23 protein-coding genes and 1 tRNA gene are annotated in these 23,511 nt (G+C 69.6%); 8 read left to right on the top strand and 16 right to left on the bottom strand.

Annotated features, from left to right (window positions below; genetic code table 11):
* Positions 1-54: 54 nt before the first annotated feature.
* The 4 genes from mshC to ACFRMN_RS29015 form a co-directional block, all read right to left on the bottom strand.
* Positions 55-1,284 (bottom strand): cysteine--1-D-myo-inosityl 2-amino-2-deoxy-alpha-D-glucopyranoside ligase, encoded by a 1,230-nt coding sequence (gene mshC / locus ACFRMN_RS29000; RefSeq protein WP_383024720.1) that lies wholly within the window; start codon positions 1,282-1,284, stop codon positions 55-57.
* A 170-nt stretch (positions 1,285-1,454) separates the two neighbouring features.
* On the bottom strand, positions 1,455-2,282 hold the full coding sequence (locus ACFRMN_RS29005; protein WP_383024723.1) for an SCO1664 family protein: 828 nt from the start codon (positions 2,280-2,282) through the stop codon (positions 1,455-1,457).
* Positions 2,246-2,836 carry a DUF3090 domain-containing protein gene (locus ACFRMN_RS29010; RefSeq protein ID WP_030354633.1) on the bottom strand — a complete coding sequence of 197 codons (591 nt, stop codon included), beginning with the start codon at positions 2,834-2,836 and terminating at the stop codon, positions 2,246-2,248. Before ACFRMN_RS29010 ends, ACFRMN_RS29005 begins: the two co-directional genes overlap by 37 nt.
* Positions 2,837-2,972: 136 nt before the next feature.
* Positions 2,973-3,659 carry a histidine phosphatase family protein gene (locus tag ACFRMN_RS29015; protein ID WP_383024726.1) on the bottom strand — a complete coding sequence of 229 codons (687 nt, stop codon included), beginning with the start codon at positions 3,657-3,659 and terminating at the stop codon, positions 2,973-2,975.
* An 84-nt stretch (positions 3,660-3,743) separates the two neighbouring features.
* Here ACFRMN_RS29015 and ACFRMN_RS29020 point away from each other — a divergent pair, with 84 nt between their 5' ends.
* Positions 3,744-4,787 carry a magnesium and cobalt transport protein CorA gene (locus ACFRMN_RS29020; protein ID WP_383024729.1) on the top strand — a complete coding sequence of 348 codons (1,044 nt, stop codon included), beginning with the start codon at positions 3,744-3,746 and terminating at the stop codon, positions 4,785-4,787.
* Between the two features lie 87 nt (positions 4,788-4,874).
* On the opposite strand, the gene ACFRMN_RS29025 is transcribed toward ACFRMN_RS29020, so the two are convergent.
* Positions 4,875-5,660: a ferritin-like domain-containing protein gene (locus ACFRMN_RS29025; protein WP_383024731.1), complete on the bottom strand. Its 786-nt coding sequence runs from the start codon at positions 5,658-5,660 to the stop codon at positions 4,875-4,877.
* A gap of 380 nt (positions 5,661-6,040) precedes the next feature.
* Entirely contained in the window at positions 6,041-7,093 is a 1,053-nt protein-coding gene (locus ACFRMN_RS29030; protein WP_383024734.1) for an LLM class F420-dependent oxidoreductase, read from the bottom strand.
* A gap of 128 nt (positions 7,094-7,221) precedes the next feature.
* Between ACFRMN_RS29030 and ACFRMN_RS29035 the strand changes: the two genes are divergently transcribed.
* Positions 7,222-8,205 carry an aldo/keto reductase gene (locus ACFRMN_RS29035; protein ID WP_383024737.1) on the top strand — a complete coding sequence of 328 codons (984 nt, stop codon included), beginning with the start codon at positions 7,222-7,224 and terminating at the stop codon, positions 8,203-8,205.
* Positions 8,190-10,502 (top strand): helix-hairpin-helix domain-containing protein, encoded by a 2,313-nt coding sequence (locus tag ACFRMN_RS29040; protein WP_383024972.1) that lies wholly within the window; start codon positions 8,190-8,192, stop codon positions 10,500-10,502. The genes ACFRMN_RS29035 and ACFRMN_RS29040 overlap by 16 nt, the downstream gene beginning before the upstream one ends.
* A gap of 119 nt (positions 10,503-10,621) precedes the next feature.
* Here ACFRMN_RS29040 and ACFRMN_RS29045 read toward each other — a convergent pair whose 3' ends face one another.
* Positions 10,622-11,272: a hypothetical protein gene (locus tag ACFRMN_RS29045; protein ID WP_383024740.1), complete on the bottom strand. Its 651-nt coding sequence runs from the start codon at positions 11,270-11,272 to the stop codon at positions 10,622-10,624.
* 47 nt (positions 11,273-11,319) lie between these two features.
* Between ACFRMN_RS29045 and ACFRMN_RS29050 the strand changes: the two genes are divergently transcribed.
* Complete coding sequence (locus ACFRMN_RS29050) at positions 11,320-11,508, top strand: DUF5703 family protein (protein ID WP_030354641.1); 189 nt, start codon at positions 11,320-11,322, stop codon at positions 11,506-11,508.
* A gap of 110 nt (positions 11,509-11,618) precedes the next feature.
* Here the strand turns inward: ACFRMN_RS29050 and ACFRMN_RS29055 are convergent, their stop codons facing one another.
* The 3 genes from ACFRMN_RS29055 to ACFRMN_RS29065 all read right to left on the bottom strand — a co-directional run bounded on the left by ACFRMN_RS29055 (position 11,619) and on the right by ACFRMN_RS29065 (position 14,276).
* Positions 11,619-12,413: a chaplin gene (locus ACFRMN_RS29055; protein WP_383024744.1), complete on the bottom strand. Its 795-nt coding sequence runs from the start codon at positions 12,411-12,413 to the stop codon at positions 11,619-11,621.
* Positions 12,414-12,566: 153 nt separating this feature from the next.
* On the bottom strand, positions 12,567-12,800 hold the full coding sequence (chpH, locus tag ACFRMN_RS29060) for a chaplin ChpH (protein ID WP_383024747.1): 234 nt from the start codon (positions 12,798-12,800) through the stop codon (positions 12,567-12,569).
* A gap of 150 nt (positions 12,801-12,950) precedes the next feature.
* Positions 12,951-14,276 carry a M20/M25/M40 family metallo-hydrolase gene (locus ACFRMN_RS29065; protein ID WP_383024749.1) on the bottom strand — a complete coding sequence of 442 codons (1,326 nt, stop codon included), beginning with the start codon at positions 14,274-14,276 and terminating at the stop codon, positions 12,951-12,953.
* 257 nt (positions 14,277-14,533) lie between these two features.
* Here ACFRMN_RS29065 and ACFRMN_RS29070 point away from each other — a divergent pair.
* A tRNA-Leu gene (locus ACFRMN_RS29070) sits at positions 14,534-14,621 on the top strand.
* An 88-nt stretch (positions 14,622-14,709) separates the two neighbouring features.
* Here ACFRMN_RS29070 and ACFRMN_RS29075 read toward each other — a convergent pair.
* Positions 14,710-15,213 (bottom strand): hypothetical protein, encoded by a 504-nt coding sequence (locus tag ACFRMN_RS29075; protein ID WP_383024751.1) that lies wholly within the window; start codon positions 15,211-15,213, stop codon positions 14,710-14,712.
* A gap of 931 nt (positions 15,214-16,144) precedes the next feature.
* Here ACFRMN_RS29075 and ACFRMN_RS29080 point away from each other — a divergent pair.
* Entirely contained in the window at positions 16,145-16,981 is an 837-nt protein-coding gene (locus tag ACFRMN_RS29080) for a recombinase family protein (RefSeq protein WP_383024754.1), read from the top strand.
* A gap of 73 nt (positions 16,982-17,054) precedes the next feature.
* On the opposite strand, the gene ACFRMN_RS29085 is transcribed toward ACFRMN_RS29080, so the two are convergent.
* Positions 17,055-17,684, bottom strand: a complete 630-nt coding sequence (locus tag ACFRMN_RS29085) for a class I SAM-dependent methyltransferase (RefSeq protein ID WP_383024755.1) — start codon at positions 17,682-17,684, stop codon at positions 17,055-17,057.
* A 75-nt stretch (positions 17,685-17,759) separates the two neighbouring features.
* Positions 17,760-18,212 (bottom strand): glycine-rich domain-containing protein, encoded by a 453-nt coding sequence (locus ACFRMN_RS29090; RefSeq protein ID WP_383024758.1) that lies wholly within the window; start codon positions 18,210-18,212, stop codon positions 17,760-17,762.
* A 321-nt stretch (positions 18,213-18,533) separates the two neighbouring features.
* On the opposite strand from ACFRMN_RS29090, the gene ACFRMN_RS29095 reads away from it, so the two are divergent.
* Positions 18,534-19,307 (top strand): helix-turn-helix domain-containing protein, encoded by a 774-nt coding sequence (locus tag ACFRMN_RS29095; RefSeq protein WP_383024761.1) that lies wholly within the window; start codon positions 18,534-18,536, stop codon positions 19,305-19,307.
* Positions 19,308-19,664: 357 nt separating this feature from the next.
* Positions 19,665-20,108: a PAS domain-containing protein gene (locus ACFRMN_RS29100; protein ID WP_383024763.1), complete on the top strand. Its 444-nt coding sequence runs from the start codon at positions 19,665-19,667 to the stop codon at positions 20,106-20,108.
* A 26-nt stretch (positions 20,109-20,134) separates the two neighbouring features.
* Here ACFRMN_RS29100 and ACFRMN_RS29105 read toward each other — a convergent pair whose 3' ends face one another.
* The 3 genes from ACFRMN_RS29105 to ACFRMN_RS29115 are packed head-to-tail and all read right to left on the bottom strand — an operon-like array spanning position 20,135 to position 23,360.
* Positions 20,135-21,049 carry a carbohydrate ABC transporter permease gene (locus tag ACFRMN_RS29105; protein ID WP_383024766.1) on the bottom strand — a complete coding sequence of 305 codons (915 nt, stop codon included), beginning with the start codon at positions 21,047-21,049 and terminating at the stop codon, positions 20,135-20,137.
* A complete protein-coding gene (locus tag ACFRMN_RS29110) occupies positions 21,046-21,978 on the bottom strand; it encodes a carbohydrate ABC transporter permease (protein WP_383024769.1) in 933 nt (310 codons plus the stop codon). Before ACFRMN_RS29110 ends, ACFRMN_RS29105 begins: the two co-directional genes overlap by 4 nt.
* On the bottom strand, positions 21,975-23,360 hold the full coding sequence (locus ACFRMN_RS29115; protein WP_383024772.1) for an ABC transporter substrate-binding protein: 1,386 nt from the start codon (positions 23,358-23,360) through the stop codon (positions 21,975-21,977). Before ACFRMN_RS29115 ends, ACFRMN_RS29110 begins: the two co-directional genes overlap by 4 nt.
* Positions 23,361-23,511 lie beyond the last annotated feature (151 nt).

Genomic DNA, 23,511 nt, shown 5'->3' on the forward strand with positions numbered 1-23,511 from the left:
GGGCGGTGCCTTCTCGGCACCGCCCCGCTCCCGTACCGGGTACACGCGGAATCCCTACAGCGCGACGCCGAGCAGCGCGTCGACCGCGCGCGACACCACTCCGGGCGCTCCCTCGTCCGTACCGCCCGTGGTGTCCTGGAGCGCCGCCCAGCGGTCGACGGCCGTGAGCGCCGCGGGAGCGTCCAGATCGTCCGCCAGCGCGGTACGGATCTCGTCGACCAGCGCCTCGGCCGAGGGCCCGTCGGGCCGCGACACGGCGGCCCGCCAGCGCGCCAGCCGCTCCACGGCGTCCTGGAGCACCTGGTCCGTCCACTCCCAGTCGGAGCGGTAGTGGTGCGCGAGGAGCGCGAGCCGGATCGCCGCCGGGTCCACGCCCTCGCGGCGCAGCGTCGAGACGAAGACCAGATTGCCCTTGGACTTGGACATCTTCTCGCCGTCCAGGGCGACCATCCCGGCGTGCACATAGGCCTGGGCGAACGGGTGTTCGCCGGTCAGCGCCTGCGCGTGCGAGGCGCCCATCTCGTGGTGCGGGAAGGCCAGATCGCTGCCGCCGCCCTGGACGTCGAAGCCCATGCCCAGATGGTCCAGGGCGATGGCCACACACTCGATGTGCCAGCCGGGCCGGCCGCGGCCCAGGCTGCCCCCGTCCCAGCTCGGCTCGCCGGGACGCGCGGCCAGCCAGAGGATCGGGTCGAGGGGGTTCTTCTTGCCGGGCCGGTCGGGGTCGCCGCCGCGCTCGGCGGAGAGCAGCCGCATGGTTTCGGCGTCGAGGCGTGAGACCTCGCCGAAGTGCCGGTCGGCCTCGACCGAGAAGTAGACGTCACCGTCGAGTTCGTACGCGGCCCCCGCGTCACGCAGCCGCTCCACCAGCGGCACGATGCCCGGTATCGCCTCCACGGCGCCGATGTAGTGCTGGGGCGGCAGCATCCGAAGGGCGGTCATGTCCTCCCGGAAGAGCGCCGTCTCACGCTCCGCGAGCCCGACCCAGTCCTCGCCGTCGCGCCGCGCCCGCTCCAGCAGCGGATCGTCGACATCGGTCACGTTCTGGACGTAGTGAACCTGCCGCTTGGTGTCGAGCCACACGCGCTGAACGAGGTCGAACGCGTTGTAGGTCGCCGCGTGACCCATGTGGGTCGCGTCGTACGGCGTGATGCCGCAGACGTAGATACGGGCGACGGGACCGGGCTCAAGGGTGACTCGGCCATTGGTCGAGGTGTCGTGAATCCTGAGGTCGCGGCCCTTGCCAGGCAGGGCGGGGACCTCGGAAGCGGGCCAGGCATACATGACATGAGCGTAACCGGATGCAGGTTCCGCATACGAACCGGATGGGTGGTACTGGCCGGTTGGGCGCTCTTGCGCGATCCGCCGCCGGCCTGTCCGGGCCTCGCGGCGGGACCGGCGCCCCGGGCGCCCCAGGTCGCACGACCCGTGCCCGTGCCGGTCTCACGCCGTGGTCAGACCGGTGGCCAGGGGATCGCGGGCCACTGGCCGGAGGGCTCCGGATGGCGGCCCGTGTGGCGCAGTTCACCCACACGGGACCGAATGGCATCGGTCTCGGCCACGGTGAGCAGTTCGGCCAGCCGGGTGGCGAGGGGCGCGCCCTCCCCAAGGGCCTCCTCCAGCCTGCCGAGCACCTCCAGCGTCTGGGCGGGCAGGGGCTCGCCCGCCCAGCCCCAGAGCAGGGTGCGCAGCTTGTCGTCGACGTTGAAGGTGACGCCGTGGTCGATGGCGTACAGCCGCCCCTCGGGCGCGGGCAGCAGATGGCCGCCCTTGCGGTCGCCGTTGTTGATCACCGCGTCGAGCACGGCGAGGCGGCGCAGCCGCTCGTCGTCCGCGTGCACCAGCAGGGCGGTCTCGCCCTCGCCCACCTCGGCGAGGCCGACCGCCTTCCAGCCCTCGCCCGGCTCCTCGTCCTCCACGAGGGCCAGCAGCGGCGCCGCGGTCCCGTCCGTGTCCGCCTCGATCCACAGCTGGCACATGCCCTCGCCATAGGGGCCGTCACGCAGCACGGTCGGGGGCACCAGCCCCCAGCCGGTCGCCTCGGAGACCTCGTACGCCGCCACCTCGCGCTGGGCCAGCGTGCCGTCGGGGAAGTCCCACAGGGGCCGCTCGCCCGCGACGGGTTTGTAGACGCAGTGGGCTTCCTCGCCCTCGTACGAGACGGAGCAGTAGAGCACCGCGTTGGACGCCTCGCGGATACGTCCGAGCACCGTCAGCTCGCCCTTGGCGAGGAGATCGACCGGTGTCACGCTCCGCGGCGGTATCCGTTCTGGCGCGGGCATACGTGTCCTTCCGGGTCGAGCGGCAGGCTGCACAGCGGGCACGGCGGGCGGCCGGCGTTGACCACGTCCAGAGCACGTTTGGCGAAGGCCCTGGCCTGGGCGCCGGTCAGCCGGACGCGGAGCATCGGCGGACCGTTCTCCTCGTCCTGGAGCAGTCGTTCCTCGGCCTCGGCGAGATCCTCGTCGGTGTCGGCGTCCAGCTCGACGAGCGCCTGGGCCTCGACGATCATGCGCTGTTCGTCGCCGTCCCAGGCCAGCGCCATCGTGCCGACCCGGAACTCCTCCTCCACCGGGGCGTCGAGCGGCGCGGAGTCGGAGACGTCCGAGGGCGCCATGGCGGGTACGGGGGCATTGCCGCCGGTACGGCGTACGACCTCGTCCAGCAGCTCGTCGATCCGCTCGGCGAGCGCGGCCACCTGGGTCTTCTCCAGGGCGACGCTGGTGACGCGCCCTGCGGCGGAAGCCTGTAGGAAGAACGTACGGCGTCCAGGCAGCCCGACCGTACCGGCCACGAAGCGGTCCGGTGGGTCGTAGAGGAACACCTGACGGGACACGTCCTGATCTCCCTTGGAATTCGTCGGTAACGGCACATCGGTCATGGCAATGGGCCGGGAGGGCAATGGGCGGGGCGCGGGTCCCGGAAACCCCGGGATCACGCGGACGGCGCGTCCACCCTACTGCGCGGAGCGATCACGGTGCTCCCGCTCCGCCTCCCACGACCCCGCTGCCGCCGCCGGTGTTCTCCCTCGGCGCCAGCCCGGCGAGATCGCCGGTGTCACCGAGCCGCAGCACAAAGGGGCGCAGCCGGGTGTAGCGGACCGCCGTGACCGAGCAGGGGTCCACATGGATCCGCTGGAAGAGATCGAGATGCATGCCCAGGGCGTCCGCCACGAGCGCCTTGATGATGTCCCCGTGCGAGCACATCAGGAAGGCGGCGTCCTCGCCGTGCTCCTCCTCGACGCGCGCGTTCCACTCCCGTACGGCCTCCACCGCGCGCGCCTGCATCGCGCGCATCGACTCGCCCCCGGGGAAGACGGCGGCCGAGGGATGCTGCTGCACGACCGTCATCAGCGGTTCGTCGGCCAGTTCGGCGAGCTTGCGGCCGGACCAGTCGCCGTAGTGGCACTCACCGATCCGGTCGTCGGTTTGGACCACCAGCTCCGGCCGGGCGTCCAGCAGCGGCTGAAGGGTCTCCCGGCAGCGCTGCAACGGGCTGCTGACGACGGCGGCGATCGGCACCCTCGCCAGCCGTGCCGGCAGCGCCGCGGCCTGGGCGGCGCCGCGCTCGTCGAGGGCGACCCCCGGCGTCCAGCCCGCGAGCAGCCCCGCGGTGTTGGCGGTGGACCGTCCATGACGTACGAGGATCAACGTGGCCATGCCCGCCAGGGTAGGCGGTCGGTACGGCAGCGTCATGGGCCGGTACGTGCCCGGGGGATGCGGGCGGGATGCGGAGGGGGGAGAATGCCCGCCGTGATCGTGGACTGTGCCATCTACCGCGACGGACGCCGTACCGACGGCCCCGCCGACTTCTCCGACGCCCTCGACGAGGCGCGCGCCACGGGCGACGCGTTCCTCTGGCTCGGGCTGCACGAGGCCACGGCTCACGAGTTCGACCTCGTGAGCAGCGAGTTCGGGCTGCATCCGCTGGCCGTGGAGGACGCGCTCACCGCGCATCAGCGGCCCAAGCTGGAGATCTACGACGACTCGCTGTTCATGGTCCTCAAACCGGTGCGGTACGAGCCGGAGGACGACATCGTCTCCTCGGGCGAGCTGATGGTCTTCGTCGGAGACTCCTTCGTGGTGACGGTCAGGCACGGCGAGGGCGCTCCGCTGGCTGCCGTACGGCAGCGGCTCGAATCGGAGCCGGAAGTCCTCAAGCACGGCCCCACGGCGGTCCTGTACGCGGTCAGCGACGCGGTCGTGGACCACTACATCGAGGTGGCCGGGGAGCTCCAGCTCGATCTGGAGGAGCTGGAGGCGGAAGTCTTCGCGCCGAACGGGGGCGACGGTGGATCCGGGTCGCCGTCCAGGTCAGGACCGGGGTCCGGGACGGGCTCGGCGGCGTCGACCGCGGAACGGATCTACAACTTCAAGCGGCAGGTGATGGAGTTCCGCCGGGCCACCGGGCCGCTCGCCTCCCCGATGGCCCGGCTGGCGGTCCCCGGGGTGCCATTCGTCGACACGGGCTCGCAGCCGTTCTTCCGGGACGTCAACGACCATCTGCTGCACGCCAATGAGCAGGTGGAAGGGCTCGACCGGCTGCTCTCCGACATCCTGGCGGCGCATCTCGCGCAGATGGGGGTGCGGCAGAACGACGACATGCGGAAGATCTCGGCGTGGGCGGCGATGGCCGCCGTTCCCACGCTGGTCGCGGGGATCTACGGCATGAACTTCAAGCACATGCCCGAGCTGAGGTACGTGTGGGCGTACCCGGCCGTGATCGCCTTCATGGTGGTCGTGGTCTTCGGGCTGCACCGGGCGTTCAAGCGTCGCGGCTGGCTCTGACCCGCCATCTGTCAGGGGTTTGGAAATTCAGAGGCGCAGAAGGCGGGGGCGGGGGTTCAGGCCGGGGCTCGGGCCGGGGCTCGGGGCTCAGAAGGCCGGCGCGGCGGTCGCGGACCCGCCGAGCGCGTCGCGCCGCTCCGGCATCACGAGCGTGACCATCCGGCGCCAGCCGATGAGCCGTTCATACGCGTAGATGGCGTGGATCCCCGCCGCGAGCGCCGCCGACTTGGGCGCCGGCCAGCCCAGGATCCGGCCCATCCGGCCCATCACCGCGAGACTCACCTGACGGTAGGTCCTGATCTCCGACAGGGCGCAGTGCCGCAGGGTGCGCTGGATCGCACGGCCATGGCCCGCGCGGGCCAGCCGCAGCAACTCCTCGTGGCAGTAGGCGAGATGGTTGTCCTCGTCATTGCTGATCATCTTGACGGCCTTGCCGACCTCAGGGTTGTCGCCGAAGTACCTGACCAGCATCACCATCTGGTCGGCGGCCCGCTGCTCGGTGATCCGGCTGTGCGAGAGATAGACGAGGATGTCCTCCTCGGTCAGCGGCTCGTCACGGCGCAGCTTCGTGTGGGTGAGCCCGATTCCCTGCCGCTCAAGCAGCGTGGTGTAGTCCGTCTCCGCGGGCACCGCGACCGGCTGGAGACCGCGCTTGCGCAGCAGGGCGTTGAAGATCCGCCCGTGCTTGTCCTCGTCGGCGCCGTGCCGGGCGATCTTCGGAGCGAGATCCCGCATGGACTCCGGCACCAGAGCCGCGATCCGGCCGTTCTCCCACCCTCCCTGGGCTTCGCCGCTGGCAGCGATGGAGCAGAAGAGCCGGAAGGAACGATCGTCGTCCAGGATTTCCTGGAACAGGCTTCGGGCCGAGAGCATCACTGCCACCTCCATACAGACATCCGCAGAAACCGAGTCAAATGGGGTGCGAGGGAACAGGCAACAGCTACGCCGGCCGGCTAAGCCGAAAGAAGGAGCGCGAAGGAGGCCCCGGCGCGTAACCGAGCGGGGCCCGGACGCGTTGTCGTACATGACGGCCGTGGCGGGGAAGACCCCCCGAGCCCCCACCACGGCCGCAGACTTCCGCCCGGGCGCCTTCGTACGTCTCCGTACCTCACCGCGGACTTCGCGTTCGGGCACGCCGGTCCGGTAGCCCGTTCGGGCTATACCGGCTACGGGCTACGGCCGCCACCTCGCCATGACAGCCACCGGCCATGACCGCCACTGACCGTGACTGCCGCTGACCACGCTGCCGCCGGCTACGACACCAGCCCGGCGCGCTCCAGGGCTTCCGTCCCGACGCGGAGCGCGGCGATCCGCTCGTCGAGCGTGAAACCGGACGGTGCGAGGGTCAGCGTGGTGACACCGGCGGCGGCGTACGCCCCCATCCGGTCGGCGATCCGCTCCACGGAGCCGAGCAGCGTGGTCGAGTCGATCAGCTCGTGCGGTACGGCCGCCGCCGCGCCGTTCTTGTCGCCGGCGAGGTACTTGTCCTGGATCTCGGTGGCCTCCTTCTCGTATCCCATGCGCCGCGCGAGCTGGTTGTAGAAGTTCTGCTTACGGCTGCCCATCCCGCCCACATAGAGCGCGGTGTACGGGCGGAAGACGTCGGCCAGTGCGTTGATGTCGTCGCCGACCGCGATCGGCACGGTGGGACAGACGTCGAAGCCCTCCATGGTCAGCCCGGCCTTCTCGCGGCCCACCCGCAGATGCCGGATCGCCGTGTCCTCCAGGTGTTCGGCCGAGGGGAAGATCAGCAGCGCGCCGTCGGCGATCTCGCCGGTCTGCTCCAGGTTCTTGGGGCCGATCGCGGCGATGTAGAGCGGGATACGCTCACGCTCCGGGTGCACGGTGAGCTTCAGCGGCTTGCCGGGGCCGCCGGGCAGCGGCAGCGTCCAGTGCTCGCCCTCGTACGACAGCCGCTCGCGGGTCATGGCCCTGCGGACGATCTCCACGTACTCCCGGGTACGGGCGAGGGGCTTGTCGAACTTCACTCCGTACCAGCCCTCGGAGACCTGCGGTCCCGAGACGCCGAGGCCGAGCCGGAACCGGCCGCCGGAGAGGGAGTCCAGGGTGGCGGCGGTCATGGCGGTCATCGTGGGCTGGCGCGCCGGGATCTGGAGGATCGCGGAGCCGACGTCGATGCTCTCGGTCTGCGCGGCGACCCAGCTCAGTACGGTCGGCGCGTCGGAGCCGTACGCCTCGGCCGCCCAGCAGACGTCGTAGCCGAGCCGGTCGGCCTCCTGCGCGACGGCGAGGTTGTCGCCGTCCATCCCCGCGCCCCAGTACCCGAGGTTGATGCCGAGCCGCATAACCACTCCCTTACCGATGAGTAACGTCCCTGTGCCCGGGACTCTAGCGCGCGATACGGGGATCCGTCAGGGGCGGGTTGTCCACAGGCTCTCTCCGCGTGGGGTCCTGGCCAGTAATCTCAGCAGCCATGGAGCAGAGGCATCTCGGCCGAACCGGCCTGCGCGTGTCCAGAATCGGGCTCGGCACCCTGACCTGGGGACGGGACACCGACGAACACGACGCCGCCGACCAGATGAAGGCCTTCTGGGAAGCGGGCGGAACGCTGATCGACACGGCGGACGTGTACGGCGGCGGGGAGGCCGAATATCTGCTCGGTCAACTCGTCGAACGGCTCGTTCCGCGCCGTGATCTGATCATCGCGACCAAGGCCGGGAGTGTGCCGGACCCCTACCGGCGCTTCGACGGTTCGCGCGGGCATCTGCTCGCCGCGCTGGACGCGTCCCTGGAACGGCTCGGCACGGACTATGTGGATCTGTGGCAGATCCACGCCTTCGACACCGGCACGCCGCTGGAGGAGACCCTCCACGCGCTCGACATCGCGGTCACCAGCGGGCGGGCCAGATACGCGGGGGTGTCGAACTTCTGCGGCTGGCAGCTGGCCAAGGCCGCCACCTGGCAGCTTGCCTCGCCCGGTATACGGACCCGGCTGGCCAGCAGTCAGATGGAGTACTCACTGCTGCAGCGCGGGGTGGAGCGGGAGGTGCTGCCGGCCGCGATCGATCTGGGGGTCGGGCTGCTGCCCTCGTCACCGCTGGGGCGCGGGGTGCTCACCGGCAAATACCGGCACACCACACCGCCCGACTCCCGGGGCGCCTCCGAGCTGCTGGCCCCGTTCGTCGAGCCGTATCTGGACGAGGCGGCGAGCCGGATCGTGGACGCGGTCGCGACAGCGGCGGAAGGGCTCGCCACGACCCCTCTGGAAGTGGCGCTGGCGTGGGTGCGGGACCGTCCCGGGGTGGTGGCGCCGATCATCGGCGCGCGCAACGCGCAGCAGCTCACGGCCGCTCTGTCAGTGGAGAGCCTTAGTCTTCCTGACGAGATCTGCCAGGCGCTCGACGATGTGTCGGCGCCCGTGCACCGCTATCCCGACCAGGACTGGAGCACGCTGTGAGTACGGACCGCGACACCGCCCCGGGGGCGGCCGAGAACGCCGCTGAGCACGCGGACGGCCCCGGCGCGGACGCGCCGGCCGGAGAGAGCGCGACGGACGGGGGCGAGACGGCCGAGGGTGCCGTGGCCGAGGGCGAGACGGCCGAGACCGTCGCGGCCGAGGTGTCCGAGGCCGCTGCCGAGCTGGCCGCCCAGCGGGAGCTGCGGGAGCGGATCGAGCAGCGCAAGGCGGAGAAGGCCGGTCCCATCGCCGCGGGCACGAAACTGAGCGGGCAGGCCGCCGACTTGCTCGCCGCCGTACGGGCCGTGGAGAGCGGCGCGCCCGTGGACCGGTCCCTGCTGGGCCCGCGCGCGTCCGCCGCCCCGGAGCGCGCCGAGCCGTCTCCACGCGCCGCTGAGGCCGCGTCGGCCGCGCCCTCGGGCCCCTCTGCGGGTCTCCCGTCGGGTCTCTCGTCCGCGCCCGCGTCGGCTGTGCGCGCTGTCCCGGCCGAGGCGGTGTCCGCCGTAGGGACCGTGCTGGCGGAGGGCGGTGCGCCGGAGGCGCTGGCGGGGCAGGTCGCCGCCGCGCTCGGGGAGCAGGCGGCCGAGGTGCTGCGTGAGGACCCGTGGCAGCTGCTCGCTGTCCCCGGGGTACGGCCCGAGCAGGCCGACGGGTTCGCGCGGGCCCTGCTCGGGGCGGCATGCGGCCCCGGTGACGAACGGCGGGCCGCCGCGCTCGTCGGCTGGCTGCTGGAACGGACCGCGCTCCAGGGGCATACCGCGCTGGAGGCCGCGTCGGTACGGGGCACGCTGGCCGAGCACGCGGTGCCCGACCCTCACGAGGCGGTGCGGCACGCGATTGCCGAGGGCGCGGTTCTGGTGTTCCAGGAGGGCGCGGAGGACAGCTTCGGAGGCGGCTTCGAGGACGGCTTCGAGGACGGTTCCGAAGCCGGCGTGGATGCTCCCGAGGCCGTAGCCGGCGAGGAGCCGGCCGACGGTACCGACGCGGCCGAGGCCGGTCCGCCGGCCCCGGTGCTGCTGGGACTCGACCGGTACGCGCTCGCCGAGGAGAGCCTCGCCGACGGGCTCGCGCGGCTGGTCAAGACCGGGCCCGACGACTCCTGGGACGAGGCCGCGGCGGCGGCCCCGCGCGCGGCGGCGGAGCTGATCCGCGCGGTCGCCGGCCATGGGCTCGTCCTGCACACCGGCGGTGAGGCCGCGCGCGCCGAGCCGGTCGCCCTGGCCGGGGCCGCCCGCTCGCTCGGGGTGCGCGCGGTCGTCGCGGCACACAGCGAGAACGGCCGCGACCGACTGGACGCGACGGCGGGGGCCGTTACCGTGGCCGGGCTGCTGGCGGGCGCGGAAGGCCCCGGACGCGACGCGGACGGCATGTTCGCGCTCGATCTCCTGATCGTGCTGGACGCGCCACAGCTCGATGTCGAGACGGCCGCGATGATCGTCGAGTCACTGCCCGACGGCAGCCGTCTCGTCCTCAGCGGTGACCCCGGAGTCCTGTGGTCGGCGGGCGCGGGCCGGGTGTTCGCCGATCTGCTGGCCGCCCGGGTGTGCCCGCAGCTCGCCTCCCGTACCCCCGACCCGGGGCCGATCGGCGAGCTGGTCTCGGGCATCGGCATCGGTGAGCTGCATCAGGTCGAGGCCCCCGGCAAGGAGGTCGTGATCGTTCCGGTGCGGGACGCGGGCGAAGCGGTGCACCGCGCGGTGCAGTTGGTGGCCGAGTCGGTGCCGCGCGCCTTCGGGGTGGACGCCGGGCAGACGCAGGTGATCACCGTGGGCCATGGCGGCTCGGCCGGCACCCGCGCCTTGAATACGGCGCTCAAGCAGCGGCTCAACCCCGGTCCAGGCCGGTTCGGCGGCTTCGATCCGGGGGACAGGATCGCCTACGTACCGTCGCCCGGCAGGACGTTCCAGGGGGCGGTGGTCTCCGCGGACACCGAGGGGCTGCGTCTCGACTGCGGGGGCGCGGAGGTCGTCGTGCCCAGGGACCGGGTCGAGTCGGCCGTACGCCACGGCTGGGCGCTCACCGCGCACCAGGCGGCGGGGATGCGCTGGCCCGCGGCGGTCGTGGTGCTCCCCGGCGACGCCGCGCGGGGGCTGAGCCGCCCATGGGTCTATACGGCCTTCAGTCGGGGCGACCGCCATCTGTCCGTGGTGCACGGCGTCGACCAGGCGCTTGCGCGCGCCGTGACGGACGTCCCGTCCCAGGAGCGCACGACCAGACTGCGCCCGCTGATCGAGAGCCTGCTGATCGAGAGCCTGCTGATCGAGAGCCTGCCGACCCCGGCGGCGCAGCCGGGCTGACCCGGTCGGGGCTGACCCGCCCCGCGCTGACCCGGTGTTCTGTCCATGACGTCCGTACCGCCCGCGACGTCGTACCGCCCGCGCCGCGCCCACCAGGGCTCGGCGCGGGCGGTACGACGTCAGGCGTCCTGTTCCTCCAGGTCGTCGATGTCCGCGTCGAGATCGTCCTCGTCGAAGACCGCGCTGACATCGAAGCGGCAGACCACCTGCTGGGGGTCGGCCTGGTCGAAGGGGGCAGAAAGCCACTCCCCCGGCTCAGGGAGATCGTCAGCGGCCGACACCCAGAGGGTGGAGTCGCCCTCCTCAAGGCCGAACTCCTTGTGCCGGGAGGCGATCTCGTCCGGTTCGTACTCGCCGAAGAGCACACCGAGGGCGGCGTGCACACTGCCGCCGACCACACCTCCGTTGTCGGTGTCCCCTTCCACTTCGGCGATGCGCTGTGCCTGCGCGAGCAGCCGCTGCGGCTCCACGACCGCGTAGTCACGCCGGATCAGCACGCTGAGGGCGTTGGGCTCCTCGGGACCGTTGTAGGGCGGCAGTGAGTCGTCCGGGTCCGGGATCTCGAAGGGGGTGACTTCGTCGTACCGGTTGTAAAGCCGCTCGTCATAGACCTCGGCCGCGACGGCGAGGGCGTTGAACGCTTCGGAGACAGCCGGGTCGTCCTCACCCGTGCGGTGTTCGACCGCCGCGAGATGGCGGTCCAGAGCTACCTTGACCGCCTCGGCGGCAGCGCGTACCTCGGCAGCGGTGGGCTGCGCAGCATCAGACATAGTGCAGACGCTATCCGTACCGGGGCTCTGCCCGCACAATAGATGCGATGCCGGAATACGAATTTGTCGATGTGTACGTGCCGCGCGGGGTCTCCCGCAAGGAAGCGGCGCGTCTGCTCACCGACCACGCCGAGTACGGGCACTGGGAATTGGACCGTCTGAGCCTGCACCGGGACGGCAGTCGCAGAGTGCGGCTGCGCCGACGCATCATCCGTCAGGTGCGCGCCACCTGGTGAGGGTGAGTACGACGGAACGGGCCCCGCTGTTGCGAGGCCCGCCCCTGTCCTACCCTGTTCCGTTTTCGGTCGCTTTTCCGCCTGTTTACGTACGGTGCGCGGTCAGGTGACTACGCGGCGGAACGGGACCGGGAGCGCCGGTAGAGGACCGTGCCCGCGAGGAGCAGTCCCGCGCCCGCCGGAATCGCGATCCCGAGCGCGCCCGCACCGGTCTGCGCGAGGACGTCGGTGCCCTCGGGCTGTGCGACGGTCTGCGTCTCGGGGGTGTTCGGGGCACTGGGCCCGCCCGGCGCCGGCGGGACGATCGCACGGTCGGTCGGCGGCGTACCGGGCTTGTGCGGCGCGACCGGCTCTCCGGGCTCGGCGGGCTGCTCGGGCTTGGCCGGCGGGTGGACGGGCGCGTCGTTCGCGCAGCCATTGCCAAGGGCGGGGTTGAGCAGGCCGATGACATCGACGGTGTTCCCGCAGGCGTTCACGGGGATGTCGATCGGCACCTCGACCGAGTTGCCGGAGCCGACGCCCGGAGAGTCGGCCGCGCCGCCTCCCGCGTGGGAACCGCCGGCCGGCACGGTGTGTGTGGCGCCCGGATGCGAGCCGCCGCCGTATCCGCCGTCATGGTCCCCGCCATGCGTACGACCGGGTGCGCCGCCGGACGGTTTGCCGGACACATTGGCGCAGCTGTTGCCGAAGGCGGGGTTGAGCACCCCGACGACATCGACGGTGTTCCCGCACACGTTGACCGGGACATGCACCGGAACCTGAACGTTGTTGCCGGACAGCACCCCCGGTGAGTTCGCGGCGGTGCCGCTCGCTCCCGAGTCCGCGTGTGCGTAGCCGCCGCTGAGCGCGAGTACGCCGCCCGCGGCCGCCACGGTGATCAGGCCTTTGCGCGTGACCTGCCTCATAGCTTCGATCCCTGCCTTTTGCCTTGCGGAGCTGCCCTGGGCATCGGTGCCGGGGCAGGATGCCCAGCGGCCCCGGAGTGCATGGCGCGCACTCCGGGGCCACTCGGGCTCAGACCCTCACGAAGTGTGAGAGATACGACGTCATATCCGACGTCAGTGGTTGACGCACACGTTGCCGAAGGCGGGGTTCAGCAGCCCGATCACGGAGATCGTGTTGCCGCACACGTTCACCGGAACGTGGACCGGGATCTGGACCACGTTGCCCGAGAGGACACCGGGAGAACCGACAGCGGCACCCTGCGCGCCCGCGTCGGCGACGGCCATACCCGCACCCGCGAGCACCAGACCACCAGTAACAGCCGCAGCAGCGACGACCTTCTTGATCATTGTTCCTCCTTGTTGGCAAATGCGGTCCCAGCCGCGGACCGCACACCTGTAACGAGGAGGAAGTAATGAGGCTACGAGCGTATGGTCGCATTCACTCTTTTCAGTCGCGCGTGCACACGCTGTCGATTACCGGAACCCTCAACTCCGTTGTCAGCTGTGGTCGATGAAACGGTCCAGCACCCGCACACCGAACTGAAGGCCGTCAACTGGTACCCGCTCGTCCACACCATGGAACATCCCGGCGAAGTCCAGCTCCGGCGGCAGCTTGAGGGGGGCGAACCCGAAGCCGCGGATGCCGAGGTCGTCGAAGGACTTGGCGTCGGTGCCGCCCGACAGCATGTACGGAACGGCCCGCGCGATCGGGTCCTCGGCCGACAGCGCGGTCTGCATGGCGTCCACCAGCTTGCCGTCGAAGCTGGTCTCCAGGGCCTTGTCGCCGTGCACGTCCTCCCGCTTGACGCGCGGGCCGAGGATCCGGTCGAGGTCGGCCAGGAACTCCTCCTCGTACCCGGGCAGGAAACGGCCGTCGACATGCGCGGTCGCCTGGCCGGGGATCACATTCACCTTGTAGCCGGCGCCGAGCATGGTGGGCGCGGCGGAGTTGCGCAGGGTGGCGCCGACCATCTTCGCGATGCCGCCGAGCTTGGCGAGCGTGGCGTCCATGTCCTCCGGGTCGAGCGGGGTGCCCAGCGCGTCAGACAGCTCGTCCAGGAAGGACCGTACGGTCTTGGTCACCCTCACCGGCCACTGATGGCGGCCGAGCCGCCCCACGGCCTCGCACAGTTCGGTGATGGCGTTGTCGTTGTTGGTCATGGAGCCGTGCCCGGCGGTGCCGTCCACGGTCAGCCGCATCCAGTGCATGCCCTTCTGCGCCGTCTCGACGAGATAGAGCCGCAGATTCTCGTTGACGGTGAAGGAGAAGCCGCCGACCTCACTGATCGCCTCGGTGACGCCCTCGAAGAGCCCGGGGTGCTTGTCTACGAGATACCGCGCCCCGTACGTGCCGCCCGCCTCCTCGTCGGCGAGGAAGGCCAGCACGATGTCGCGCGGGGGCTTGCGGCCGCTGCGCATCCTGTCCCGTACGACGGCGAGGGTCATCGCGTCCATGTCCTTCATGTCGACCGCGCCCCGGCCCCAGACACAGCCGTCCGCGATCTCACCCGAGAACGGGTGGTGGCGCCAGTCCTCGGCGTTGGCCGGGACGACATCCGTATGACCGTGGATGAGCAGCGCGGGCCTGGAGGGATCCTCGCCCTCGATCCGGGCGACGGTGGAGGCACGGCCCTTGTGGGACTCGAAGATCTGGGGTTCGAGGCCCACCTCGGCGAGCTTCTCCGCGACATACTCGGCGGCGGCCCGCTCTCCCGGTCCTGAGTGGTCTCCGTAGTTGCTGGTGTCGATCCGGATCAGATCACGGCAGAGGTCGACGACCTCGTCCTCGCCCGAGACGGTCCTGCCCGCGTTCGGCTCGCTCACGCTGCTCACTCCCACGGTCGTTGCTGGTGGTCCTCGCTGGTGGTCCCCCACATACTCCCGCGATCCGCCCCCGCTCCCCAAGGCAGGCCCCGGCCTGTCATACGCCCGTCACAAGGTCCGCCGCCCACGCCGTAACCCGGCCACCACCGGGGCCGTCATCCGGGCCGTCCCCCGGAACGGGCCGTGATCGGGCACCGCCGAATGTTTGCTATGGTTTTCCACGTCGGAGCGGCCCGGGGCCGCCCGTCAGACACCTGGTCCGGGTGGCGGAATGGCAGACGCGCTAGCTTGAGGTGCTAGTGCCCTTTATCGGGCGTGGGGGTTCAAGTCCCCCCTCGGACACCAGCCGAGACCCCACTTCACGTGGGGTTTTCTGCGTTACTGGGCTGTGGCGTGACCAACCACGTGACCAACAGCCGAGCGAATCCCCTGGTCAGACCAGGGATGACAGGCCGAGTCGGCCCGCTCCGGAAGCGGCCAGCCGCCGCGCTCCGTCCTTACGTGAGTGCCCGTATCGGGCCATGGTGTAGCCCGGCGAGTGGTGCCGGACGTTGGCAGAGACCTCGACGGGGTTCTCCCCGGCCTCCAGGTCATTCGTGACCTTGCTGTGCCGCCAGTCGTGGATGCGGAAGTCCTCGGGCAGGTGCAGCCGGTTGCGCAGGGTGCGCCACCGTGCCGAGACCTTCTCGGGGTCCTGCGGCCCGCCCGCCTCACCCCGGTACAGCTTGAAGCCGTCGCGGGCGAACACGAGATCACTGTCCACCCATGCCGAGCCGAGCCGTTCCCGCTCCGCGTTCTGGCGTTCCCTCTGCCACTTCAGGACGTTCATCACGGACTGGTCCACGTAGATGACGGCGTTGTCGTCGCCGTCCTTGGTGAGCTTGCGCAGCCGGTAGGTGTTGCCCTCCTCGACCACGACCCAGCGGCTCAGCCTCATCTCTCCCCGATCGGGCGTGCCCTGCCTCGTCCTGTCGGGGCACCTCTTCCAGAAGGGGAGCGGCGCATCCGTGCCCTGCCGCATCCACAAAGACCGGTAGGTAACTCCCACGAACGTACCCAGTAACCGCCTCACGACTACCGATATAGGGGTTGACCCGGGAAACGTTCGTTACCTCTCTATCTATTTGGCCTCACGCACGAGCCCCGAAGGGGGCCACCAGCCCAAGTCGCGTACGTCTTCACGTGCAGCGGCGAAGGGAAGCCGGGGCGCGACAGCGCCCCATCTACGCAAGTCGCAACGGCGGAAGAGGAAGCAGCGGGGGGCGGCTCCGCCGCCACAGAGCGAAGACGCTTCGACGGTGCGGCCCCGCAGGGGCCGACATCAGGAAGACCGGGAAACCACTCAGGCTTGGCACTGTCGCGCCCCCAAAGAGCGAAGCCACAGGGCAAGGCGCTTCCCCTCGGAGGCCGCTACGCGGCCACGGAGCGAAGACATTTACGCCAAGCCTCGAAAGCCTTCGCACTCATGCAGGCTTCCACCGCCGGCTAGAGCCTCACCATTGCCTTGACCTGTTGGTTTCCTCTTACGCTTCTCTTCGCCGCCGCCCTGGCGACCCTTGGAACCGTGGCAGATTCTGAGCTGCTAAGACACGGCGGTTGCGGCTCACCCCTCAAGGGGTCATACCCCACCCCTTCGCCGTCGCTCTTCGGTCCGCCGACACGTACGACTGCACTGCTAGGCGAACGGCTGTGCGCCACGCTGAGCGCCCGGCGAGACGTGAGCCTGCCTGCGGTCGAGGGCAGCACGACAGGCCGAGAGACAGGCGTGCAGCGCCTTGCCGTTGACCAGCACGGGCAGACTTCAACGGGCGCGACAGCGCCCACCAGGGTGACAGGACAGGGCGTCTCATAAACCAGACGGTCTGGCCATGCCGAAGAAGATCACCCCGGCCGAACAGGTCGAGCGTCACGACTGCCCCAAGTGTCAGGCCCCCGCAGGAAGCCCCTGCCGTACCGGCGCGGGCAAGGCGGCAGCCAACTACCACACGGGGCGCTTCGCCCTCGTGCCCGCCTTGAAGGCAGAACTCACCATCAAGACACCGGCCGACCGGCAGCCTGGTGACGCATGGACGGCGGGCGCACCAGTACCGCAGGCGCCCGACGCCGCACCGGGCGCAGCGATCCGGCTCGGCTATGCCCGGTGCTCCACGGTGGGGCAGGAACTCCAGTCCCAGCTGGACGCCCTTGCCGGGGCCCAGTGCACCCGCGTGTTCTCCGAGAAGATCAGTACCCGTGTGAAGGAACGGCCCGAGCTGGAGAAGGCCCTCACCCTCGCGCGGGAGTTCAGGCAGGCCGCACCCGGGCAAGCCGTCATCCTCACCGTGGTCGAGATGAAGCGACTCGCCCGCAACGCGGCAGAGTTGATGTCCCTGTCCGCCACCCTCCAAGCGGACGGCATCCGACTCGAACTCCTTTCCGGCCCCCTCACGGGCGTGTACGACCCGAACGGGGCTGGAGCCATCGTCTTCGCCGTCCTAGCCGTCAGCGCGGAAGTCGAGCGGGAAGGCATCCGGGAGAAGACGTTGGAAGGGCTGGACGTTGCGGCCCGCAAGGGCAACCACGGGGGACGCCCCACCGTGGTGGACGACGACAAGCTAGCCGTAGCCCGTGCCCGGCACGCCAAGGGCGAGAGCGTCACCGCCATCGCCAAGGCCCTGGGGATCTCGCGGGCCACCTTGTACCGGCACATCGGTGAGAGCGCCTGAGGCAGGCGCACAGCCGTTCTGACAAGCCCCTGACGTACGCGTCGGGGGCATCGTCATGTCCGGCCGGACAGGGTCAGGGAGCTACCGCACGAACGAGCATCGTGCCTACGGTCCTGCCTTCCGGCGGGTCGATGACGGATGCGCACGCACCGATGAATCCGTGGCCGGCGAGGAGGCGCTCCCATTCGCTTGGGCTGTGGTCGTACCGCAGACCCGCCCTGCCTGGTCGCGGACCCTGACTTCCGGCAGGCAGGTGCGAGAACGCCAGAATGCCACCCGCTGCCATGCGCGCCCGGATCAGTGGGAGCAGAGTCTCCGGATCGACGAACCAGACGGCACCGAAGATCGAGAGCACAACATCGAACGTCTGGTCCGTCCCGCTTAGGAACGCCGTCGCCTCCGCCGTGCGGAACTCAAGTCCTGGCAGATCACCCCAGCGCTCCCGTGCCACAGCTTCACGGGCGGGGGCGATGTCCACCCCGAGACCGGACGCGCCGAGGGTCACCAGGTGTGCCAGGTTGCTTCCGCTCCCCGAGCCGAGTTCCAACACTCGGCGCCCGGCTACAGAACCGAGAAGGCTCTCGTTCGGCCCGTGATCGGCGTACTGAGTCCAGTTGAGCCAGGTCGTGTCTCCGTTGGCGTTCTCGGACCTACGGGGCGTACTACCGACCGCGTACCTGTCCCAGGACTCAGCCAATGACATGCAGTGTTCCTCTCCCGGGAGTGGGGCCCGGCCCCAACTTACGGGGATGGGCCCCAACTCATGTGCGGTTCAGTCCTACTTGGGTGAGTCGTGGCATCCAGCGTGGCACTGGTTGCAGTCGGCCACGCTCTCCATGCCCCACAGGTCGGGGTCGACCTCGAACCCGGCCGCCTTGATGGCGTTGATCGTCCGTTCCAGGACCAGCGGGCCGCCGTCCTTCGCGTCGCGCCCGTCCCCCAGTTCGGGAACGTGGTGGATGTACCGGCCGAAGTGCCGGTCCGTGAAGTGGTGGTACGGGATCGAGTCCAGCATGAACGAGTGCCACGCCTCGTCCACCTGCTTGGACGGACCCATGAGCAGGTCCGGGTTCTCCCCGCACGTGACCAGGTAGGCGACGGCCTGCCCGAACTTGGCCTCCGCCAGTTCACGGGTGTTGTCCGGGTTCCGGAGAAGGAGCGTCACCTCCCGCTCCCACACGTCCGGGGTGACGTACGCCTTCGGGTCGCGGATCACTACTGCCGTACTCATGCTGGCTGGCCTCCACGTAATCGGGGGTCGGATGTGCTCCGGTCCTGCCATCCACTTCGGCACTTGGGGCACAGGCACGGGGGCATCAAGCCAGTAGCGAGGGGTTCCCCGCCCTCTCCCTCGTAGAGGGTCTGCGGCTCGGTCTGCGTACCGTCTGCTCTCACCTTGTAGGTGCTGATGCGGATGGACATGACGACTATGTTCCGGATCGGCCGTGACCATTGCGGCGACGGTTCCGGCGTCCCTCGGGCGTCATGTCGGCGTCGCGCCGAGGGCGTCAAACCGGTGTCATTAGAGGCGCGGCGTGGCTAGCCTCAGATCATGACGACCACGGCCGAGCGTGAGCGAATCCCTAATGACGTGCTGACCTCAGTACGCAAGTCGATGAACCTCAGCCAGGACGAATTCGCCCAGGGGCTACGCGGTGCGGGCGAGGAGCTGGGGGAGCCGAACGACGCTTCCAAGCGACTCGTGCAACGCTGGGAGTCCGGGGAGACCAGGACGTGCCGCCCGCTGTACGCGCGGGCGCTGAAGCGGTTCACAGGCCGCGCTCCCGAGTCGCTGGGATTCGCCATCCCCATGACCCGCGTCCACTCAGACGGCGCAGGAGGCCACGACATGGAAGCAGGGGAACTCGGTACCCCCGATGCTGTCGCAAGCCCGGAGGCTGAGGCTCAGGGCGAGTACGCGGGTATCTGGCTGTCCCGGTACGAGTTCTACTCGTCCAGCCGTGACGAGACGTTCGACTGCAAGCACCACATCGTGATCGTCCAGCACGGCAACCGGCTGACAGCTCAGAGCCTGCCCGGCGCGTCGACCAACCCGGACAGCCCCCTGTCTCTGGATCTCACCGTGGACCGGAACGTCATCACGGGCACCTGGACCGAACAGACTGCGGCCGAAGGCTACTACCAGGGGGCCCGCTATCACGGCGCCATTCAGATGCTGATCGAGCCGACAGGCCGACGCATGGCGGGTAAGTGGGTGGGGTTCGGAAAGGACTTCGACGTGAACACCGGACCGTGGGAGCTGCGCCTACTCGACCGGTCCACGGGCCGAGCGAGCATTGAGCGGTACTCAACTCTTCCGTCATGAGCGGGACGGTTGGTCACGTGACCAACGCATGACCAACAGCACCCGGAAGCCGCAGGAAAAAGCAGGAAAGAACCGGAGAAGCGCCCGCCAAAATACCGCCGTTCGGTGGGCGTTCCCGCAGGTCAGAGCACACAAAGGCTGGTGCCCGAGGCGAGGGTTCAAGTCCCCCCTCGGACACCAGCGATACAAGCACTGATGGTGCCGGCCGAATCTCGGTCGGCACCATTTGTGTTTCATGGCTGCGGTCCGGGCGCGGCCCTTTCCGCCCGGCCATCGCCCGAAGCGTGGTCGACTGTATACACTCGTGTGCGCGCTCCATGGAGTGTCGGCGATGGATCATCACAACTCGGAGGCGTCATGGGAGACTTGGACCCCGAAGTGATACTCGCGATGGCGGCACGGGCCCCCGACGGTCTGGTGATCGTCGACCGTGACGGGCTGATCCGCTACTGGAACCGGGGAGCGGAGCGGATCTTCGGCTATTCGGCGGCCGAGGTCGCCGGTCGCGATCTGGATGTGATCATCCCCGAGAAGCACCGGCAGCGGCACTCGGACGGTTTCGCGGCCGCCATGGCCGCCGGCGCCAGCAAGTACGGGGACAACGACCTCCTGGCGGTTCCCGCGCTGACCGCGGACGGTTCGACCATTTCCATCGAGTTCAGCGTGGTGCTGCTGACCGACTCCGACGGCGACGCGAGCCATGTCGGGGCGGTCATCCGGGATGTCACCGCGCGGCGGGCCCAGGAGAAGGAAGTACGCCGACGACTGCTGGAAGCCACCCCTAACCACACCGCGTCCTGAGCCGGACGGTACTCGCCGTCAGACGTTCATTCCTTGGTCGCTCCGGCGAGCATCCCGGACACCAGCGTGCGCTGGGAGAACAGGAAGAGCACCAGAACGGGCAGGATGGCGACGAGAATCGCCAGGGCCAGTTCCGGAATGGTGATGTTCAGCCCGGCGCCGGCCACCGGGTTGAACGACGGGGTGGAGGTCAGCAGTTGGTTCAGGCCGACCTGGACCGGGAACTGCTCGCTGTTCGGCAGGACGAGGTACGGCAGGAAGAAGTTGTTCCAGTTGCCCACGAAGCTGAAGAACGCGACCAGTCCGACCACCGGCTTGGCCAGCGGCAGCGCGATACGGGAGAAGAGCTGCCATTCCGTGCAGCCGTCGATCCGCGCGGCCGACAGCAGGTCCCTGGGCAGGCTGCTCCCGAAGTAGATGTAGACCAGGTACACGCCGAACGGATAGAAGGAGAAGGGCAGGATCACCGACCAGACGGTGCCGATCAGATGGAAGCGGTTGAGCTCCAGGAAGATCGGCAGCACCAGGGTCGCCTGCGGCATGATCATCGTGACCAGGGTGATGGTCAGCAGTGTCTTGCGGCCCCGGAACTTCGTCAGGGCCAACGCGTACCCGGCCGGCACACTGACGGCCAGCGTCAGGATGAGCGATCCGCCGGAGTAGATCGCCGAGTTGCGCAGCCAGGTGGCCATCGCGCCGTCCTGGAAGTCGAACAAGTGCTGCCAGGCGGTGCCGATCTGCTGGAACGAGCCGAAGGACAGCGGATTGTCGTGCACCACTTGGCCCGCGGTCTTCGACGGTGCGAGCAGCAGCCAGATCACCGGCAGTACGAAGAACACCAGCAGCACGGCCAGCAGGAGGCCCACGATCAGGAGGGAGGCGGCCCGGGAGGGCCGGGCGCGTCGGCCCATGGCCGCCGGCGGAAGTGCGGATCGGGTCATTTCTCATCCAACGTGAACAGGTTCGAGCGGGCGACCAGCAGCCCGGCGGCTATGAGTCCGAGCGCCAGCAGGAAGACGGAGATGGCGGCGGCGCCGTTGAAGTCGCCCTGCTGGAAGGCGTAGACGTAGGCGAGCTGGTTGGGCGACCACGAGGGGCTCACCCTGCCGAGGCTGGCGGTCTGGAGCAGTTGGGGCTCGACGAAGAGCTGGGTGCCGGTGGCGAAGGCCATGATCGTCATGTACACGATCCACTGCCGGATCATGGGTATCTGGATGTGCCAGGCGGTACGCCAGGGCCCCGCGCCGTCCATCCGGGCGGCTTCAAGTACCTCGTCCGGGATGTTGTTCAGCGCCCCGTACATCACGACCATCCAGCCGCCGGCGCCGGTCCAGAAGGCGATCAGCATCAGGATCAGCGGCAGATTGCCGGGCGCGAGCACGGCCGCGAAGCTGTCCATCCCCATGCTGGTGAGCAGCCAGGACACCGGGCTGACGTCCGGGTCCAGCATGAAGAGCCAGACCAGCACACTGGCGACCCCGGCGAGGGCGCCGGGAATGTAGTAGAGGAAGCGGAACAGCGCCGAGGTGCCCGGCCGCACCCGGCTGCGCAGGACCACCGCGACCAGGACGACGAGGACGACCAGCACGATCAGCCACATGACCAGATAGATCAGCATGTGGGTGAAGGCCGGGACGAAGCGGTAGTCCTGGGCGACCTTCAGGAACTGGTTGAACCCGGTGAACTGGCCGCGGTCGTTGGTGAGCGCCAGATAGAACGAGTAGCAGGTGGGGAAGACGCCGAAGGCGAGCAGCAGCAGCGCGTATCCGGCGACGAAGAAGTAGCCCGCGGGGCCGCCGCCCCGCCGCCGCGGCCCGGTGCCGCGGCGGAGGGGGAAGACGGCGACGCGCTCGGTCTCCAGCAGTGTCATTCCTTGACCACCTGATATCCCTGGGCCTTCGCCTCGTCGCTGATCGCCTGCTGCCAGGCAGGCAGGGTCGAGGTCAGGCTCTTGCCGGAGGTCAGGGCCGGCAGTACGACGCTGGACCAGGTGGTGGCGGTCGGGAACCTGGTGTTCGCCCAGCCGGTCCACACCTCGTCCGCGGCCTCCTGGAAGGGCTTGCTCACGTCGTTGGCGAAGTAGTCACTGTTGACCGGGTTGGCCAGCCACGCTTCCGCGGCCGGGGCGTACGCCGGATAGGTGGGCGCGGACGCCTGGTTCTCGTCGGAGGTGGTCAGCCAGGTGACCAGATCCCGGGACGCCTTGAGGTTGGCGCTGTGCGAGGACACCATCCACACGCCGCCGCCGACGTTGCCGGTGGTGGGCGTGGTCTCTCCCGGCCAGGTCAGCGCAGAGCCCACGGCGATCTGCTTGGCCGGGGTCTCGAAGGCGGTCTTGAACAGGTACTGGCCGTACCAGGACGGGCCGTACGCCATCAGGACCTTGCCGCCGCTCTCCTTGGCGAAGCCCTGGCTGAAGAAGCCCTTGGTGGTGACGGCCTTGGCCGAGATCAGATCGTCCAGCACCGTCGCCATGCGGGTGCAGTTCGGGTCCGTCAGGTCGCTGCGCAGGGTGTCCGGATCCTTGAGAGTGAACGCCGGGCACTGGGAGGCCCAGAAGTACGACTCGTAGGAGTTGGTGTCTCCGACCGAGCCGACGAGATAGCCGGGGTGCTCCTTGGCGACCCGCTTGCCCAGGGCCGCGTACTGCTCCCAGGTGGTGGGGACCTGGTATCCCCACTTGTCCATCAGGGACTTGTTGTACCAGAGGACCACCTGCGCGATGTCGTTGCGCAGACAGTAGGTGTGGCCGTTGAACTCGCAGGGTGCGAGGGAGCCCTTGGCGAAGCCGTCGAGCGTGCTCTTCGGTACGAGCCCCTGGTCCAGGGGCGCGGCGAACGGCTGTGCGCCGGGCTTGGTGGGCTCGGACGCCCAGGTCACGTCGGTGGGTGAGCCGAACACCACGTCCGGCCAGCCGCTGCCGGTCCGGTCGAACAGTTGCGTCTTCGACTGGAGATACGTCGAGCCGTCGGCGCCGCCGTCGTACGTGACGATCTCCATCTTCACGTCCGGGTGCGCCTTCTGGTACGCCTGCACGGACGGCAGCCGGGTCGAGTCGGCCCACACCGTGATCTTCGAGCCGTCCTTCTGCGCGGCCGGTTCGAACCCCGACCGCGGGGAGGCGGACTTGGTGGTGGTGTCGGCGCTGGCACAGCCGGCCAGCATGGCCGCCGCGGCCAGGGAGAGCGCTGCCGCCGCGGTACGCAGCGCGGTGCGGTGCCGGCGGGCTCTCGGAGATCCTGAAGACCTCATCGTCTTGCCTTTCTTGTTCTTGCGTGGGACGGGTAACGCGCGGTGTGGGGGCCCTGTCGGGGGGGGGGGGGCCGGACCGCCCCCCCCCCCCCCCCCCGGCCCCCCCCCCCCGCGAACCAAAGAAGGGTGGAAGTGAACGAAACCGAGTCGT

The organism is Streptomyces sp. NPDC056835, assembly GCF_042789485.1.
Lineage (GTDB): Bacteria > Actinomycetota > Actinomycetes > Streptomycetales > Streptomycetaceae > Streptomyces.

What these genes read in the sequence shown, in the direction of transcription:
- ACFRMN_RS29095 (WP_383024761.1), top strand. Translation starts at nt 18,534, where the DNA reads ATGACGACCACGGCCGAGCGTGAGCGAATCCCTAATGACGTGCTGACC.
- chpH (WP_383024747.1), bottom strand. Translation starts at nt 12,800, where the DNA reads ATGATCAAGAAGGTCGTCGCTGCTGCGGCTGTTACTGGTGGTCTGGTG.
- ACFRMN_RS29080 (WP_383024754.1), top strand. Translation starts at nt 16,145, where the DNA reads ATGCCGAAGAAGATCACCCCGGCCGAACAGGTCGAGCGTCACGACTGC.
- ACFRMN_RS29055 (WP_383024744.1), bottom strand. Translation starts at nt 12,413, where the DNA reads ATGAGGCAGGTCACGCGCAAAGGCCTGATCACCGTGGCGGCCGCGGGC.
- ACFRMN_RS29005 (WP_383024723.1), bottom strand. Translation starts at nt 2,282, where the DNA reads ATGCCCGCGCCAGAACGGATACCGCCGCGGAGCGTGACACCGGTCGAT.
- mshC (WP_383024720.1), bottom strand. Translation starts at nt 1,284, where the DNA reads ATGTATGCCTGGCCCGCTTCCGAGGTCCCCGCCCTGCCTGGCAAGGGC.
- ACFRMN_RS29050 (WP_030354641.1), top strand. Translation starts at nt 11,320, where the DNA reads ATGCCGGAATACGAATTTGTCGATGTGTACGTGCCGCGCGGGGTCTCC.
- ACFRMN_RS29110 (WP_383024769.1), bottom strand. Translation starts at nt 21,978, where the DNA reads ATGACACTGCTGGAGACCGAGCGCGTCGCCGTCTTCCCCCTCCGCCGC.
- ACFRMN_RS29105 (WP_383024766.1), bottom strand. Translation starts at nt 21,049, where the DNA reads ATGACCCGATCCGCACTTCCGCCGGCGGCCATGGGCCGACGCGCCCGG.
- ACFRMN_RS29100 (WP_383024763.1), top strand. Translation starts at nt 19,665, where the DNA reads ATGGGAGACTTGGACCCCGAAGTGATACTCGCGATGGCGGCACGGGCC.
- ACFRMN_RS29020 (WP_383024729.1), top strand. Translation starts at nt 3,744, where the DNA reads ATGCCCGCCGTGATCGTGGACTGTGCCATCTACCGCGACGGACGCCGT.
- ACFRMN_RS29015 (WP_383024726.1), bottom strand. Translation starts at nt 3,659, where the DNA reads ATGGCCACGTTGATCCTCGTACGTCATGGACGGTCCACCGCCAACACC.
- ACFRMN_RS29030 (WP_383024734.1), bottom strand. Translation starts at nt 7,093, where the DNA reads ATGCGGCTCGGCATCAACCTCGGGTACTGGGGCGCGGGGATGGACGGC.
- ACFRMN_RS29075 (WP_383024751.1), bottom strand. Translation starts at nt 15,213, where the DNA reads ATGAGGCTGAGCCGCTGGGTCGTGGTCGAGGAGGGCAACACCTACCGG.
- ACFRMN_RS29025 (WP_383024731.1), bottom strand. Translation starts at nt 5,660, where the DNA reads ATGCTCTCGGCCCGAAGCCTGTTCCAGGAAATCCTGGACGACGATCGT.
- ACFRMN_RS29115 (WP_383024772.1), bottom strand. Translation starts at nt 23,360, where the DNA reads ATGAGGTCTTCAGGATCTCCGAGAGCCCGCCGGCACCGCACCGCGCTG.
- ACFRMN_RS29090 (WP_383024758.1), bottom strand. Translation starts at nt 18,212, where the DNA reads ATGAGTACGGCAGTAGTGATCCGCGACCCGAAGGCGTACGTCACCCCG.
- ACFRMN_RS29085 (WP_383024755.1), bottom strand. Translation starts at nt 17,684, where the DNA reads ATGTCATTGGCTGAGTCCTGGGACAGGTACGCGGTCGGTAGTACGCCC.
- ACFRMN_RS29045 (WP_383024740.1), bottom strand. Translation starts at nt 11,272, where the DNA reads ATGTCTGATGCTGCGCAGCCCACCGCTGCCGAGGTACGCGCTGCCGCC.
- ACFRMN_RS29035 (WP_383024737.1), top strand. Translation starts at nt 7,222, where the DNA reads ATGGAGCAGAGGCATCTCGGCCGAACCGGCCTGCGCGTGTCCAGAATC.